We start from the raw sequence: 15,573 nt of genomic DNA, 5'->3' as shown, positions 1-15,573 counted from the left end.
GTAGCTTCCATGCCTTGAATCAACATGCTTCTTATCCGTCCAAGCAGTTTTTGCACGCAAAAAAGGAACAGTATCCGCATTCTACATAAGCGGTTAACTGTTCCCTCTACATTTGATTGTCCATCGTCATCGTTTAATCCTCAACATTTCTGACATCTACAGATACATGCAATATTTGCTCGCCAGTGCCTCTATATACACCTTTAACCGGCACAATATCTTTATAGTCCCGCCCGTGCCCAAGCTTTACATAACGCTCCCCAACAGGATCAACGTTAGTGGGATCAAAGCTGCACCAGCCTAGTCCAGGTACAAACGCTTCAACCCAAGCATGCGAAGCTTGCTCGAAATCAGCGCTTCCTCCCTGCAAATCACCAACAAAGTGATAGCCGCTTACGTATCTGGCTGGGATGCCAAAAGCTCTGCAGCTTGCGATCATTAAATGCGCAAAATCCTGACATACGCCGCGTTTGCTCAAAAACATATCCGATGTTTTCGTCTTTACATCTGTCGCTTCAGGATCATAAATGAACTCGCTCCTAATCTTTGTAGACAGTGCACTTAGCCAATCTAGAACGCTGGCTTGACTGCTTGAGCTTGCGCTCAAAATTTCACCAGCAAATTGCTCCACCTCAGACGTAACAGCTGTATATTCGGTCGTAAGCAAAAACTCGGTGAAACGGTTGGCAGCTTCATCTGTTCTTAACCAGTTCCATGCCTGCTCTGGCGGCCGCTTGCTTAAGTATTGTTCACGTTCCTCCGACGTTGGCGCCTGCTTCGTTACAACGGTCATAGATGTTCGAATGGTAAGCCGCTTATGGGGACCATTAACCGAGAACGCATGAACACGATTGCCAAAATAGTCCTCATAGGTGAACAGAGAGGCATTCGGTTCAATCGAAATCGCTTGCTGGTAACAGGACTGTCTTTCATTGGTGCTGGGCGTTAGTCTAATTTCATTGACACTGTCCGTCACTGACTCTGCATACTCGTACTGCGTGACATGTGAAATACTGAGCTTCATGCGCTTGCCTCCCCCATACGAAAAAAGGTTTTGGCAAAAGCCATCCCAAGCTGCTGACAAGCATCCAGCAAATGAGCAACGATCGTTCCATTCCGATCAATGACCATATCCTCTCGCTCAAGACACGCCAAATCCGCTTTCACCTTGCTCACTTGGCGGATTACTTTCTCATGTGCGGTGCGAAGCTGTTTATCCTGCAGTTCAATATGCCGCATATGTTCATCAAGGGTATGCAGTGCAAAATGAAGAGACCGCGGAAACACACCATTAAGAACAACAAATTCAACGATCGACTCCACAGAGATGCCATCAGCATAATAACGACGAAACGCTTGATAACCGCTAACCGAGCGCAGTACGGCCTGCAAATAAGGATATGCCCTTGCATTGTCCCAATCCTCGCCGCTAGCTGCGTTGCCCACTGCCTTAATGATGCGCAGCGTATTCTCAGAACGCTCCAAGTAACGCCCGCATTCAATGAAATGCCATTCATTTTCCCTTGGCATGACAGATTGGCTGACCCCTTGAAAAAGCGCCGTCCATTCCTTGATTCTTCCGAAAAACAAATGCGGAGATTCACGCAGCAAATCATCCGGCTGCTTCTCCCGCAGCCACAAATAAAAAGCATTTGTTGCATCCCACATTTCACTTGGCACCTTCTCGCGCAATGTACGAAGATTGCCGCGAGCATGACTGACGCAGGAAACTAAAGAGTTCGGATTATCACGATCAAGCGTCGTGTAGAACAGAACATCACGTTCATTGTAGCTGCTATATTGCTGTTCATAAGCCTCTCGGCTGCCAAGAGCGTCTACGATTCTTGCCCATTTAGAATAAGACACCATATCGTCGCCCTCCAGCTTTCCTTTTAGGCTTGGCGTGTCGTCGTCAACCTGCAGGTGGTAATGAACATCAATTAATCTAGCATGATTCTCAGCACGCTCCATGTAGCGGCCTATCCAAAACAACGCTTCTGCATTTCGGTTCAACATAGCAATCCCTCCTGTTAATTATCGTTTTAGGACCCACGTATCCTTGACTCCGCCGCCCTGAGAAGAGTTGACTACAAGTGAACCTTCCTTCATTGCAACACGTGTTAAACCGCCCGGAATGACGTGTGTCTCTTCACCTATCAAAGCAAAAGCGCGCAAATCAATATGCCGAGGCGTCATGCCGCCATCCACCATAACCGGCGCTCGCGAGAGCTTCATCGTCGTCTGGGCGATGTATCGCTCAGGTTCCCGCTTAATAGCTTCAGCAAATGCATGAATCTCGGGCAGGGAAGCGCTTGGACCAATCAACATGCCATAGCCCCCCGAGAGCGATGTCTCCTTCACGACGAGCTGATCCAAGTGTTCCAGCACATAATCACGTTCCTCCTTGCGCGTTAAAATGTACGTTGGAACGTTATGCAAAAGAGGCTCTTCTCCCAAATAGTAACGAATCATGTCTGGAACATACGCGTAAACGGCTTTATCGTCCGCCACGCCTGTTCCCGGCGCATTAGCGATCGCTACATTTCCGGCACGATAAGCATTCATGAGTCCAGGTACACCAAGGAAGGAATCCGGCTGAAAGGCAAGCGGATCAAGAAAATCATCATCGATGCGTCGATAAATAACATCCACTTGACGAAGTCCGCGCAAATCACGCAAATAAATTTTGTGGTCTTTGTATACGAGGTCCCTGCCTTCAACGAGGTGAATGCCCATCTGCTGCGCCAAAAAGGTATGTTCATAATAAGCTGAATTATAAGCACCTGGAGTAAGCAGCACGATCAAGGGGTCGCGTTTGCCGCTTGGAGAAAGCGCGCGAAGTGAGCTTAGAAAACAATTTAAGCTGCGGTCAATACTTTGTACGGAGCTTGATAAATACAAATCATGAAATAGCTCATTCATTAATGTTCTGCCTTTAAACAAATAAGAAAAGCCTGATGGAGATCGCAAATTATCCTCCAGCACATAATATCGGCCCTTCTCATCACGAATCAAATCAATGCCCGATGCTGTAATATATACACCGCCTGGAACATGTAGACCAGCCATTTCAGGCCGAAAATAAGTATTTGAAACAATCATTCTACGAGGAATGATACCGTCTGCTACAATTTTTTGTCCGTGATATACATCATGAAGGAATGCATTCAAAGCTTTGATTCGCTGCCTTACTCCTCGGTCAACGCCATCCCATTCATGCTTTGGTATGACGCGAGGGATATAATCGAACGGAATCGTTCGCTCAAGCGGCTCATTTTGCGCACCGCTGTACAGCGTGAAGGTAATGCCCTCCTCCATCATTCTTTGATTAATCGCGTTTTGCCGGACTGCAAGCTCAGATGGATTCATTCTTCCGAATAAACGATGAACGCTTTCGTAGTGATCACGAACAGAAAAGTCCTTATCGAACATTTCATCGTAAAAGGTCTGAGCATCGTAATATTGCGATTGCGACTGTTTGGCCGTCGACATGACAACCGCCTCCTTCATGATGGCCGCTATACCAGTTTGGTACTAGCTAGGTGAAAAATCGATCTAATTTGTTGATTTCACGTTAAAAAACTTAACATTAATTCCAAAATTGTACCGGAATGTTAGGATAATCATACTAAATTCTGAATATTGTGTCAACTTATATAACACGAAAGCAGGAACCCTCAAGTGAGAGAATTCCTGCTTTTTCTGAGCTGCATTTCCTATTCGGATTGGTTTAATTGCTGCAAATCCTTTGTAACTTTATCAACCATATTAACGAATGAAGCCAGTTCTTGGGATCGAGCTGCTTGATTACGGGCCTCAACCGAGGTTTGCTCAGATTCAAGGCGCACTGCGGATAGCTTCTTATCGATTTCCTCAAGCTTTGACTGTATCCCTTCAAGTGCGTTCCTTGATGAAGCGGCCAGCTTGCGCACTTCATTCGCAACAACCTCGAAGCCTCTCCCATTTTCGCCAGCTCTCGCAGCTTCTATCGCAGCATTAAGACCTAACAAATGCGTCTGATCCGATATGCCTCGAATCAAAGTTCCCATCTCGTTAATGCCTTCAAGCTCTTCACGAAGCTCACCTAATAGTGTATGCGTCTTATCCTGAGATTGCGAAGTCGAAATCGCAGTTGCCGCAATCGATTGTGCACCCTCGTCCAATTCAAACATAAGTGAAGCAAGCTCCTGCACAGCACTCGTAACAGTCGTCAGCATGATGGAACGATTGTCCGCCAGCTCTTGAATTTTTTTCTGTTCATGCTGATTGTAAGCTTCAAGCACGAATTGCGAGTCCAGATTGAACAATTTCGTCAAAGCATGCACAACATCCTTCCAGCGTTCAGGAAGAACTCTTTTCAGTACGTTCGTCGATATGTCCAGATAAGTCATATATGTACCCAAATACCAGTCCGTCGTCAGTCCAATTCGGGAATGAACAGCGCCTATTTTTATGCGGTTATCAATGTAAGCCTGGTCGATTACCCCCTCGGTAAGCGACATGTAATACCATATCTGCGTTTCCTTCAAACGCTCAATGGTGCTTACATTAGAAATAATAGCTACAAGCTCTGGCTGCTGGCCAATAGTTTCATAAAATCGGTCGACCACTTCATGGACAATATTTTGAAAAATGGGCTTGCATTCCGCTAAAATTTTGAGATCCTGCTCCGTAATGCCCGTGTATTCAATCTGCTTCTTGCGCTCTGCTGATAAATTAATCAAAATAGCCCGACTCCTTCGGTATATAGTAGACCACTATTACCTATTATATCGGAAAATATTCAAGAAACAGTATGATCATCTCAAATTCTTTTTAAACCTACAGGAAGAAAAGAAAAGCCGATAGACAAATGTCTATCAGCTTCTCTAATAATCAGGTCAATCATTTATCGATTGAGCAGGCTTCCTACATAACGAAGCAATTCATTTGAACATACCGAGCAGTAGCTATGCTCATCCATAAGACGTTTCGTTACTTCATTAATTCGCTTCAATTGACTCTCATCCGGTGTTTTTGTAGATGTCGTTATTTTCACAATATCCTTCAGATCGGCGAACAGCTTCTTCTCAACGGCTTCGCGCAAACGCTCGTGACTTGTAAAATCAAACTTTTTCCCTTTCCGCGAATAAGACGAGATTCGAATCAAAATCTCTTCGCGGAACGCTTTTTTCGCATTTTCGGAGACGCCAATTTGCTCCTCGATGGAACGCATGAGGCGCTCATCCGGATCCATCTCTTCGCCTGTCAGCGGATCTTTAATTTTTGCCCAGTTGCAATACGATTCAATGTTATCCAAGTAATTTTCAAATAAGGTGCGGGCAGATTCCTCATAGGAGTATACGAATGCCTTTTGAATTTCTTTTTTCGCGAGCAGATCATATTCCTTGCGGGCCACCGAGATGAAATTCAAGTAGCGCTCGCGCTCATCCTTCGTAATGGATGGATGGTGATCCAATCCTTCCTTTAGCGCACGCAAAACATCAAGCGCATTAATACATTGTGTATCCTGCTTAATAAGCGCGCTGGAAATTCGGTTAATGACGTAGCGCGGATCAATCCCTGTCATGCCTTCCTCTAAGTATTCGTTTTGCATTTCCTTCAAATCTGCTTCCTTGAACCCTTCGACTTCCTCGCCGTCGTACATCCGCATTTTCTTCACAAGATCCATGCCTTGCTTCTTCGTTTCCTTCAGCCTCGTTAAGATGGAGAAGATGGCAGCAGCACGCAGTGCATGCGGTGCGATATGGATATGGCGCATATCGCTTTGTGCGATTAGCTTCTTATAAATTTTTTCTTCGTCGGACACTCTCAAATTATAAGGGACCGGCATAACGATCATCCTGGAGTGCAAGGCCTCATTTTTCTTATTGCTTATGAACGATTTGTACTCCGATTCATTCGTATGAGCAATAATAAGCTCATCCGCGCTGATCAAAGCGAATCGGCCTGCTTTAAAGTTGCCTTCCTGCGTCAGTGAGAGCAAGTTCCATAGAAACTTCTCATCACACTTGAGCATTTCTTGAAATTCCATCAATCCGCGATTTGCCTTATTAAGCTCTCCGTCAAAACGATAGGCGCGAGGATCGGATTCAGATCCATACTCCGTTATCGTCGAGAAATCGATGCTTCCTGTAAGATCGGCAATATCTTGCGACTTCGGATCGGATGGGCTGAATGTGCCAATACCAACACGGTTATCCTCAGAAATAAACACCCGCTCAACGAGTACGTTTTCAATATCGCCGCTGTATTCCGTCGTAAGCCTCATTTGGCATGAAGGGCATAGATTCCCTTCAATTCGAACACTAAGCTCTTTTTCAATATCAAGCCGAAGCTCATGGGGAATAAGATGAAGCGGATCCTCATGCATCGGGCAGCCTTTAATCGCATAAACGGCTCCACGCTCAGTTCTGGAAAATTTCTCAAGACCTTTTTTGAGCATCGTAACGATCGTGGACTTTCCTCCGCTGACCGGACCCATCAACAGTAGAATCCGTTTGCGAACCTCCAGCCTGCGAGCTGATGAATGGAAATATTCTTCAACCAGCTTCTCCACCGCACGATCCAGCCCAAAAATTTCTTGATCGAAAAATTTATACTGCTTGTTGCCGCCAACATCTTCCACCCCATGAGATTCAATCATTTCATAAACGCGAGAATGTGCTGTCATGGCCGGGGACGGGTCCTTCCTTAACAAATCAACGTAATCCTTGAATGTTCCTGTCCAAGCAAGTTTCTCGCTCTCAGCCTGATACTCCGATATTCGCTTGAAAATGTCCATACCGTGCCTCCTCCCATCGCTTCCGCATTCCACTTATCATTCTACGCCCGGGATTTGTCTCTAGACGCTCTATCGAGTGGTGCCAACTTTTATTGAGGTATTACATTCCTATGCTTATTCTAGGAGATAATTGCACACTATTTTTGTCCTTCATCCATCAAAAAACGACAAGTGCGTAAAATCCTTTGCTATAATGATTCATAAGCATCAATGGAAATGAACGAGGAGAGGAGTTAGCAAACGTGGCAGTAGCACGCGAAGAAGAGCTCTACAAACCTATAAAAAAGTATTATGAGCAGCTTGGGTATGCAGTGAAAAGCGAGGTTCTTCATTGCGATTTGGTCGCTATTCATCCTGAACGAGCGGATACGATAATTGTCGAAATGAAAAAAACATTCAACCTCGCCTTGCTTTTGCAAGGGGTTGAACGTCTTCGATTAAATAGCCATGTCGTGCTGGCGGTTGAACGCAATCGAACGAAAAGCGGAGCGCACAACCAGCGCTTTGGCGATTTGACTGAACTTTGCCGAATGCTTGGACTCGGGTTTATGACCGTCACCTTCTACAAAACAAAGCCGCCGGTCATCGATTGGTTGTGTCAGCCGGGCGATCCGCCGCTGCGCGGAGTAAGGCGCAAGAAGCAAGCACAGCTGCTGACCGAGTTTAAGGAGCGCAGCGGCGACTATAACGTCGGCGGCAGCACAGGCCGCAAGCTTGTTACTGCATACCGCGAGAAGGCTCTGCGCTGTGCTTATGCGCTTCACACCTCAGGACCACTAGCGCCACGCGAGGTAGCAGCCATTACAGGCTATAGACGCAGCGGCGAAACGCTGCGCAGCAATTATTATGGCTGGTTCGATCGCATTGAACGCGGCAAATACAGCCTGCGCCCTGAGGGCGCGGCTGCATTAACTGAGTATAGCAATGTTATCGCTGAATGGTCGGCATCGGTTAGCTCCGCCCCGTAAATTCACCGATCGCCTCAACAAACCGCAATACGCCTTGTTCTGTACGCGCTCCTGTATTATACGTGTAATTCAACCTTGCAGTGTTGCGCTGTGGATGATCGGCATAGAAAGAACTGCCCGGCACAAACGCAACCCCTTTTTGAACCGCACACCGCAGGAGCGCCTCTGCATCCAAACCGTCAGGCAGGTCCAGCCATAGGAACATGCCGCCTTTCGGTTTTACCCAAGTGACGCCCTCAATTGCCTGGCGCTCAAGAAGCCCATGCATCTCAAGCATACGCTCGCCGTATGACTTTGAGATAAGACGGATATGACCATCGAGATCAAACCCTTTAAGCAATTGACTTAATATTTGTTGATCAATCGTACTCGAGTGAAGATCGGCAGCTTGCTTAGCTTTGGCTACCATGTTGATGACTTCACTGTCTCCGATAGCCCAACCTGACCGCAGCGCAGGTGCTACCGTTTTAGAAAACGTACTCGTATAAAAAACCGCGCCGCCCTCTACTTGTCCTTCTAATGAGAACAGTGTAGGGAATTGCTCACTCTCATCAAATTTTATGTCACCATAAGGATCATCTTCAATAATTGGCATTTCGTTTTGCTTGCAGAGAGCAAGTATTTTCTTCCTTCGATCAACGCTCCATACACGTCCCGTTGGATTGCCGAATGTCGGTACAGCATAAAGCAGCTTCGGACGATGCTCGCGAATAAGACGTTCTGCATCCTCAGGAATGATTCCATGCTCATCACTCTCCGCAGCCACTACCTTTAAACCATGAAGAGCAAATACTTGCAAGCTTGCCAAGTAAGTAGGCTTCTCAACCAAGATTACATCTCCAGGCTCTGTAAGTACGCCAACGAGCAAATCAATCGCCTGCTGCGACCCAGTCGTCAGAATCATCTGATCTGGATTAACATGCATTTGCTTAACTGCCATGCGCTCACTAAGCTGCTCCCGCAATGGCAAATACCCAGCTGTCAAACCATACTGCAATGCGCTTGCTCCAGCAGTAAATACACGGTCCGCTGCTTCGCGCACGGCTTGTACGGGGAACAGCTCCTCAGCTGGAAGTCCTCCAGCAAATGAGATCATTTCCTTTCCTTGCGTCAGCTTAAGTATATCTCTGACCGCTGAAGATTTAAGCTCTGATATTCTAGATGAAAAACGTTAATTCATATTGATTGCTCCTCCTCGCAAGCTATATTGCTATGCTTATACTCTCTATGTTAACAATGTGTTCACAACTTTTAAAGTTTTCTTTTTTGCCATCGTTGGTTATAATAAAGACAGCATACTTGGAGGTGTCCCACAGATGAACTTTATTATCGTTATGACTGTGTTTGCATTGTTCATTACGGCGATGCTTACCAGCTCTTACAATGATGACAAAACAAAAGGACTATAAGCCTGCTTTATCCGCTTATAGCAAACGCAACAAAAAAATGAAGCTTCCCGAAGAGCATCAATACTCTTCTCGGGAAGCTTCATTTCGTTATACAGCATGCCAAAACGCTGATTAGCGTTGAAGAACTGCCATTTCTTCCATACATACACCACAAACATAGCGATCCTTGAAATCACGCACTTCAACCATTGAACCGCAAAAAACACACTTTGGACGGTAACGCTCCAAAATGATATGGTCACCTTGGACGAAAATTTCAACGGGATCGCCCTCGTTCATCAAATAACGTTTACGTAATGATTTTGGAAGTACAATACGTCCGAGTTGGTCCACTTTTCTTACTACACCTGCTGGTTTCATCACTTTCACCTCTTCTGTGTCTGGTTTCGCAAGCTATTTTTGAGAAACCTCTGCGTTATAGTCTTTCGATGGCACTTCAGTATTTCCTTCCTAATTTAATAATTTCTTAATATCCTGCAATAATTCTTTTTATTAGAGCAAAAAAATTCCAAAAAATGAGAAATAAATCAACATTTTTAATCGAGTCCTGGAAAATGATTTTGTCTAAGCGCTTCATACACGATAATTGCTGCAGAATTGGACAGATTAAGTGATCGCACTTTATCCGTCATCGGCAATCTAATGCAAGTTTCTATATTCGCATCTATAAGCTCCTGTGGCAAGCCCTTTGTTTCTTTCCCGAATACAAAGAAATCGCCATCCTGATACTCGAACTGTGAATACGTCTTCTTTGCTTTTGTACTTGCGTAGAAGAATCGGCCTTGCGGATAACTTGCGAGCACCTCATCGAAGGAATCATGATACTCGATATGTACCGAGTGCCAATAATCGAGTCCCGCCCTCTTCAAAGTTCGATCGTCCGTATCGAAGCCAAGTGGTCTTACCAAATGCAAAATAGTGCCGGTTGCAGCGCATGTACGAGAAATATTACCTGTATTTGCAGGAATTTCTGGTTCTACCAAAACAATATGAAATGGCATAGTTTTGTTTCTCACCTCTCATTTTGCCTATTATACACGAAAATGACGAATATTTTTACACCCACTTTACGTACCGTTAATCTCAAGCATAATTTCAACCTTCATAATAGAACCATAATAGGCGGAAACACATGGAGGAGAGCTGAATCATGCGAAAAAAAATTTTGATCGTGGATGACGAACCATCTATTTCAATGTTGATTGAATTTAACTTAAAGCTGGCAGGTTATGATGTACGTTGTGTAGGTGATGGTGAAGCTGTATTCGAAATGCTTAAGCCTTTCCGTCCCGACTTAATTGTTCTAGATCTCATGCTGCCAAAAATGGATGGACTCCAAGTTTGCCGCGAGCTGCGCAAGCAAAGCAATGCTGTACCCATCGTTATGCTGACTGCACTTCAAGACGTAACCGATAAAATAGCTGGTCTTGATAATGGTGCCGATGACTATATGACTAAACCTTTTAGCCCGCAGGAGCTTGTTTCTCGTATTCAAGCTATATTCCGCCGAGTTCAATCGCTTCCTGGCACTGCTGATGACACAACGTTCAACATTGGCCGCTTGAAGGTTCAGGTTGAACAGCGTGAAGTATTCATAGACGGCAAATCCGTTGAGCTTACGCCAAAGGAATTTGAACTGCTATTGTTCCTATGCCGCCACAAAGGAAAAGTGCTTAGTCGCCAGCAGCTGCTGCACGGCGTATGGGATTACCATTTCCTCGGCGACACACGAATCGTCGATGTTCATATTAGCCATCTGCGCGACAAGATCGAGAAAAACGCACGGACGCCGGAATATATTATGACCGTCCGCAATGTCGGTTATAAATTAAACGGTCCTCATATTGCTGAGAGCAGTCTTGCCCAAGCTTAATGAACTTATAACGTCTATATCAAAAAAACAGCCTGCTTCTATATTAGAAGCAGGCTGTTTCTATTCTAGCAATTATAGGCGTGAAATTAAAACTACTTATTAACCGTTCCGTTTTTGGAAGTCAGCCATGAATTGTGCAAGGGCTTGGCAGCTCTCAAGCGGAACCGCATTGTATGTCGAAGCTCTTAGGCCGCCAACATCGCGATGACCTTTCAAGCCTTCAAAACCTTCTTTCAACGACTCCTTAACGAACAGAGCCTCAAGCTCCTCCGTTTGAATACGGAAAGTAATATTCATAAGCGAACGGCTTTGCGGCTGAGCACAGCCCGTGTAGAAGCCGCTGCTTTGATCTATAGCGTCATAGATCAGCTTCGTTTTGTCGCGGTTGTACTGCTCTAGCTGAGAAACTCCGCCTTTTGCCTTGATCCACTCCAGAACCAGCTTCACCATATATACCGAGAAAGACGGCGGTGTATTGTACAACGAGCCGCTCTTTGCATGCGTGCTGTAACGGAACATCGTTGGAATCGTTTTGTTGCTGCTCTCGATAAGATCCTTACGAATGATGACAACGGTAACGCCTGATGGACCTAGGTTTTTTTGTGCGCCGGCATAAATGACGCCAAATTTGCTTACATCAATCGGTCTGCTCAAAATATCACTGGACATATCCGCAATAAGTGGCACATCACCAGTGTCAGGGAATTCTTGGAACTGCGTTCCGCCAATCGTTTCATTTGATGTTAAATGTACATAGGAAGCATTGCTCGGAACTTCAATTTCTGACAAAGTCGGCATACGCATAAATTTGTCAGCTTCAGTCGAAGCGGCAATAACCGTTTCTCCGACAAGTTTCGCTTCTTTAAGCGCTTTGTCAGCCCAAGCTCCTGTCATGACGTAAGCGCCTGGCTTGCCAGGCTGCAGAAGATTCAGAGGAAGCATAGCAAACTGTGTGCTCGCGCCGCCTTGCAGCAATAAAACCTCATAGTTTTCTGAAATTCCGAACAATTCACGAAGCAGGGCTTGCGATTGATTGTTCACTTCTTCATACATTTTGCTGCGGTGAGACATTTCCATAATGGACATCCCTGCGCCCTGATAATCAACAAATTGCTCCTGGGCTTGCTTCAGCACCTCAAGTGGTATTGCGGCTGGTCCTGCATTAAAATTAAATGCTCGTGTCATCTTCGGATACCCACCTCTGTTTCTTTATTTATGATATGGATATGATAGCAATTTTGAAGGGCTGCATCAAGTGTATTCCGCATATTAAATAAATTAAAAGTCGAACGTATGACGCAATACTGTCAATAAACATTCGGATTTCGTTCATTTTATCTTTACAAACGATAAAAAAACGGGTCCCAGAGGGACCCGTTTCTTATATTTCTTGAACGATTGATTAGCAATCGTAGTAAAGGCTGAAYTCATGCGGATGAATACGGATTGCAACAGCTTTAGCTTCTTGACGTTTTACTGCAACATAGTTGTCAATGAAGTCTTTAGAGAATACGCCGCCTTCAGTCAAGAAATCGGAATCTGCTTCAAGGGCATTAAGCGCCTCGTCAAGCGTTCCAGGAACGCTGCGGATTTCTTTTTTCTCTTCTTCTGGCAATTCGTAGATGTTTTTGTCGAAAGGACCGTAACCAAGAGCTACTGGATCAAGCTTGCGCTTGATGCCGTCCAAACCTGCAAGCAGCATCGCTGCAAATGCAAGGTAAGGGTTAGCCGTGTTGTCCGGTGTACGGAATTCAATACGACAGCCTTTAGGTGTTACAGCTGCAATCGGAATACGAACGGCTGCAGAACGGTTGCCTTTTGAGAATACAAGGTTAACCGGCGCTTCGTAACCAGGCACAAGACGTTTGAATGAGTTCGTGCTTGGGTTAGTGATTGCGATCAAAGCCGGAGCGTGGTAAAGCACGCCGCCGATGTAGTGCATAGCCATTTCGCTTAGGTTAGCGTAAGCGCCTTTGTCATAGAACAAAGGAGTATCGCCGTTGAAGATAGAAGCATGAACGTGCATACCGCTACCGTTGTCACCGAATAGTGGCTTCGGCATGAAAGTAGCCGTTTTGCCATATTGGCGAGCTGTGTTGTGAATAATATATTTGAATTTCATAAGATTGTCGGCTGTTTTTGTCAATGTGTCAAAACGGAAGTTGATTTCTGCTTGACCAGCAGTTGCAACTTCATGGTGATGACGTTCTACGCGAAGGCCCGATTCCTGCAATAGGCGAACCATTTCGCTGCGGATGTCTTGTTGGGAGTCGATAGGAGCTACAGGAACATAGCCGCCTTTAACTGGAATTTTCGAACCAAGGTTTCCGCCCTCTTCTTTACGGTTCGTGTTCCAGCCAGCTTCCTCGGATTCAACAACATAAGAGGATGCATTCATTGTGCTTTCATAGCGAACTTCGTCGAAAATAAAGAATTCAGGTTCTGGTGCAAAAAATGCTGTCGTACCAATACCTGTAGTTTGAAGATACTCTTCAGCCTTTTGAGCGATGCTGCGCGGGTCACGGTCATAACGATCGCCTTCAGGTGTATGAATATTACACATAACGTTCAGTGTAGGATGATCAGTGAAAGGATCAATAAATACGGATTCTGTATCCGGCATCATAACCATATCGGAATTTTCGATACCGCGGAAACCGTGGATTGATGATCCATCAAAAGCTACTCCGTTTACAAAAGTATCAGCATCAACCTCAGCAGCAGGAAGCGTGATGTGGTGAGCCTTACCTAGAAGATCCACGAAGCGGAAATCTACAAACATAATGCTGTTTTCTTTAATATTGTCCAAAACATTTTGAACTGACATTATAATTTCCTCCATTTCCGAACATTAGCGTAGTGTTGAACAAGTATTGTTCAATTATTGCTCCAAATCCATGTCGTTATTATAAAACTAGCCCTCAATCTCCGTCAATAGCTATGTAAGGTATTTTTTGAACTCATGTTAGGTATACTTACAAGTTTGTACGTTTGTTCACAAATCCTCAATAAAAAAAGCTGAGATCCTTCTATTTATAAGGCTTTTTGAGAACGGTTACACAAAAAACAAAAAAACTTTGCCATCCTAAGACGACAAAGTTTGGTTTGATGTTATGTTAGATTTTCCACTCTACAAAGGCTTCTGCTGGTGCTTTTGGCGTATCAAACTGTTTGCCTACGATCGGTGCCAGCTTCTCTAGGTCTTTCAATAAGTTAGCGAATTGGTCCGGGAACAAGGATTGTACCCCATCGCCAGTCATCGAGTTATCTGGATCGGTATGCATTTCAACGATCAATCCGTTCGCGCCAGCCGCTACTGAAGCTTTCGACATAGGCTCAACCAGCTCACGACGGCCTGTTCCATGGCTCGGGTCAGAAATAACGGGCAGATGGCTAAGAGATTGAAGCACTGGAATTGCAGATAAATCAAGCGTATTGCGCGTGTAAGTTTCGAATGTTCGGATTCCGCGTTCACACAACATGACATTTGGATTACCGCCTGCCAAAATGTACTCTGCCGCATTCAAGAACTCATCATAGGTTGAGCTGAATCCACGTTTAAGCAGTACAGGCGTTTGAATCGTTCCAAGCTTGCGCAGCAAATCGAAGTTTTGCATATTGCGTGTGCCTACTTGAAGAATATCCGCGTATTCTGCACATACATCCACATATTCTGGCGTCATGACCTCTGTAATCGTCAGAAGGCCGTGCTTCTTGCCCGCTTCCGCCATCATAACAAGCCCTTCCACGCCTACGCCTTGGAAGCTGTAAGGCCCTGTGCGCGGCTTGAAGGCGCCTCCGCGCAGCACCTGTCCGCCAGCTGCTTTTACTAAACGAGCAATCTCGTCGATTTGCTCCGGTGTTTCAACAGCACAAGGTCCGCCCATTATAACAAGATTGCTTCCGCCGATTTTCACGCCTTTTATGTCAATAACTGTATCATCCGGATGAAAGTCACGGCTTGCTAGCTTGTATGATTTCGAAATTTTAATAACGTTTTCCACACCTTTCATTTGACGCAAATGCTCAGCAAGCGTAGGTTCTGCTTTGCCAATAATTCCAATTACCGTGCGATCCGTACCTCTTGATACATGTGCTTGAACTCCTGCTCTTTCAATATGAGCAACAATTTCTGTAATGCGTTCTTCTGCAATATTTGAATTCGTGATAACGATCATAGGGATCACTCCTAAATTTATTGTGGGATTTGGGCAAAAAAAATGTACAAACTTTTGCTTAATAAATGCATGGCATCGCACGAAGCGCGCCTCATTTTCTCATATCTCATTGGATATCCACTTTATGACTTTTATGCTTCGTAGCTTTTAAGCTTCTACGCTTTTAACCGCTAAAGTAAATATACAAGAGAAACTCATTTTCGTCAACCCCGTCTAGAGTAAAGGACTGAAATTCATTTCAGCCCCTCCTCATCAAACCGTACGTGAGGTTTTCCCTCATACGGCTTTCCGATGTTCGTCATTCATGTGCGTGCGAGTTATACAAGCGTCTTTAAACCATGCATTTGGCTAAGAATCTTTA

At 45.0% G+C, this 15,573-nt stretch carries 14 protein-coding genes; 3 read left to right on the top strand and 11 right to left on the bottom strand.

What is annotated here, in order from left to right; all coding sequences use genetic code 11:
- Positions 1-133 precede the first annotated feature (133 nt).
- The 5 genes from AB4Z17_RS16900 to AB4Z17_RS16880 all read right to left on the bottom strand — a co-directional run bounded on the left by AB4Z17_RS16900 (position 134) and on the right by AB4Z17_RS16880 (position 6,784).
- Positions 134-1,024 carry a transglutaminase family protein gene (locus AB4Z17_RS16900; RefSeq protein WP_076267615.1) on the bottom strand — a complete coding sequence of 297 codons (891 nt, stop codon included), beginning with the start codon at positions 1,022-1,024 and terminating at the stop codon, positions 134-136.
- Positions 1,021-2,016, bottom strand: a complete 996-nt coding sequence (locus AB4Z17_RS16895) for an alpha-E domain-containing protein (protein WP_441908258.1) — start codon at positions 2,014-2,016, stop codon at positions 1,021-1,023. Before AB4Z17_RS16895 ends, AB4Z17_RS16900 begins: the two co-directional genes overlap by 4 nt.
- 18 nt (positions 2,017-2,034) lie before the next feature.
- A complete protein-coding gene (locus AB4Z17_RS16890) occupies positions 2,035-3,492 on the bottom strand; it encodes a circularly permuted type 2 ATP-grasp protein (RefSeq protein ID WP_441960980.1) in 1,458 nt (485 codons plus the stop codon).
- A gap of 224 nt (positions 3,493-3,716) precedes the next feature.
- Complete coding sequence (locus AB4Z17_RS16885) at positions 3,717-4,724, bottom strand: globin-coupled sensor protein (RefSeq protein ID WP_339204376.1); 1,008 nt, start codon at positions 4,722-4,724, stop codon at positions 3,717-3,719.
- 164 nt (positions 4,725-4,888) lie between these two features.
- Complete coding sequence (locus AB4Z17_RS16880; protein WP_339204377.1) at positions 4,889-6,784, bottom strand: PrkA family serine protein kinase; 1,896 nt, start codon at positions 6,782-6,784, stop codon at positions 4,889-4,891.
- Positions 6,785-7,026: 242 nt separating this feature from the next.
- Here AB4Z17_RS16880 and AB4Z17_RS16875 point away from each other — a divergent pair, with 242 nt between their 5' ends.
- Positions 7,027-7,752, top strand: coding sequence for a DUF2161 family putative PD-(D/E)XK-type phosphodiesterase (locus AB4Z17_RS16875; protein ID WP_441960978.1), 726 nt, complete (start codon positions 7,027-7,029; stop codon positions 7,750-7,752).
- Here the strand turns inward: AB4Z17_RS16875 and AB4Z17_RS16870 are convergent.
- Complete coding sequence (locus AB4Z17_RS16870) at positions 7,736-8,848, bottom strand: aminotransferase-like domain-containing protein (RefSeq protein ID WP_441960976.1); 1,113 nt, start codon at positions 8,846-8,848, stop codon at positions 7,736-7,738. The two genes, AB4Z17_RS16875 and AB4Z17_RS16870, sit on opposite strands and share 17 nt — an antisense overlap.
- A gap of 287 nt (positions 8,849-9,135) precedes the next feature.
- On the opposite strand from AB4Z17_RS16870, the gene AB4Z17_RS16865 reads away from it, so the two are divergent.
- A complete protein-coding gene (locus AB4Z17_RS16865) occupies positions 9,136-9,276 on the top strand; it encodes a hypothetical protein (RefSeq protein ID WP_441960974.1) in 141 nt (46 codons plus the stop codon).
- Here AB4Z17_RS16865 and AB4Z17_RS16860 read toward each other — a convergent pair.
- Together AB4Z17_RS16860 and trmL are read right to left on the bottom strand one after the other, a co-directional pair.
- Entirely contained in the window at positions 9,273-9,521 is a 249-nt protein-coding gene (locus AB4Z17_RS16860) for an AbrB/MazE/SpoVT family DNA-binding domain-containing protein (RefSeq protein ID WP_054023539.1), read from the bottom strand. The two genes, AB4Z17_RS16865 and AB4Z17_RS16860, sit on opposite strands and share 4 nt — an antisense overlap.
- Positions 9,522-9,697: 176 nt before the next feature.
- Entirely contained in the window at positions 9,698-10,162 is a 465-nt protein-coding gene (gene trmL, locus AB4Z17_RS16855; protein WP_339204382.1) for a tRNA (uridine(34)/cytosine(34)/5-carboxymethylaminomethyluridine(34)-2'-O)-methyltransferase TrmL, read from the bottom strand.
- A 149-nt stretch (positions 10,163-10,311) separates the two neighbouring features.
- On the opposite strand from trmL, the gene AB4Z17_RS16850 reads away from it, so the two are divergent.
- Positions 10,312-11,034 (top strand): response regulator transcription factor, encoded by a 723-nt coding sequence (locus AB4Z17_RS16850; RefSeq protein WP_076267607.1) that lies wholly within the window; start codon positions 10,312-10,314, stop codon positions 11,032-11,034.
- Positions 11,035-11,133: 99 nt separating this feature from the next.
- Here AB4Z17_RS16850 and serC read toward each other — a convergent pair whose 3' ends face one another.
- The 3 genes from serC to aroF form a co-directional block, all read right to left on the bottom strand.
- Positions 11,134-12,219 carry a 3-phosphoserine/phosphohydroxythreonine transaminase gene (serC, locus tag AB4Z17_RS16845; protein WP_441908261.1) on the bottom strand — a complete coding sequence of 362 codons (1,086 nt, stop codon included), beginning with the start codon at positions 12,217-12,219 and terminating at the stop codon, positions 11,134-11,136.
- 217 nt (positions 12,220-12,436) lie between these two features.
- Positions 12,437-13,861, bottom strand: coding sequence for a type I glutamate--ammonia ligase (gene glnA / locus AB4Z17_RS16840; RefSeq protein WP_076267605.1), 1,425 nt, complete (start codon positions 13,859-13,861; stop codon positions 12,437-12,439).
- A 289-nt stretch (positions 13,862-14,150) separates the two neighbouring features.
- Complete coding sequence (gene aroF / locus AB4Z17_RS16835; protein ID WP_076267604.1) at positions 14,151-15,212, bottom strand: 3-deoxy-7-phosphoheptulonate synthase; 1,062 nt, start codon at positions 15,210-15,212, stop codon at positions 14,151-14,153.
- Positions 15,213-15,573 lie beyond the last annotated feature (361 nt).

This window comes from Paenibacillus sp. TAF43_2 (assembly GCF_052113545.1).
In the GTDB taxonomy this organism is placed as follows: Bacteria; Bacillota; Bacilli; order Paenibacillales; family Paenibacillaceae; genus Pristimantibacillus.
The sequence above is the reverse complement of the archived record's forward strand: the minus strand, read 5'-3'. Positions and strand labels throughout refer to the sequence as shown.

Excerpts from the sequence above, each read along its gene's own strand:
- AB4Z17_RS16900 (WP_076267615.1), bottom strand. The coding sequence starts at position 1,024 with ATGAAGCTCAGTATTTCACATGTCACGCAGTACGAGTATGCAGAGTCA.
- AB4Z17_RS16895 (WP_441908258.1), bottom strand. The coding sequence starts at position 2,016 with ATGTTGAACCGAAATGCAGAAGCGTTGTTTTGGATAGGCCGCTACATG.
- AB4Z17_RS16890 (WP_441960980.1), bottom strand. The coding sequence starts at position 3,492 with ATGTCGACGGCCAAACAGTCGCAATCGCAATATTACGATGCTCAGACC.
- AB4Z17_RS16880 (WP_339204377.1), bottom strand. The coding sequence starts at position 6,784 with ATGGACATTTTCAAGCGAATATCGGAGTATCAGGCTGAGAGCGAGAAA.
- AB4Z17_RS16870 (WP_441960976.1), bottom strand. The coding sequence starts at position 8,848 with ATGATCTCATTTGCTGGAGGACTTCCAGCTGAGGAGCTGTTCCCCGTA.
- AB4Z17_RS16865 (WP_441960974.1), top strand. The coding sequence starts at position 9,136 with ATGATGACAAAACAAAAGGACTATAAGCCTGCTTTATCCGCTTATAGC.
- AB4Z17_RS16860 (WP_054023539.1), bottom strand. The coding sequence starts at position 9,521 with ATGAAACCAGCAGGTGTAGTAAGAAAAGTGGACCAACTCGGACGTATT.
- trmL (WP_339204382.1), bottom strand. The coding sequence starts at position 10,162 with ATGCCATTTCATATTGTTTTGGTAGAACCAGAAATTCCTGCAAATACA.
- AB4Z17_RS16850 (WP_076267607.1), top strand. The coding sequence starts at position 10,312 with ATGCGAAAAAAAATTTTGATCGTGGATGACGAACCATCTATTTCAATG.
- serC (WP_441908261.1), bottom strand. The coding sequence starts at position 12,219 with ATGACACGAGCATTTAATTTTAATGCAGGACCAGCCGCAATACCACTT.
- aroF (WP_076267604.1), bottom strand. The coding sequence starts at position 15,212 with ATGATCGTTATCACGAATTCAAATATTGCAGAAGAACGCATTACAGAA.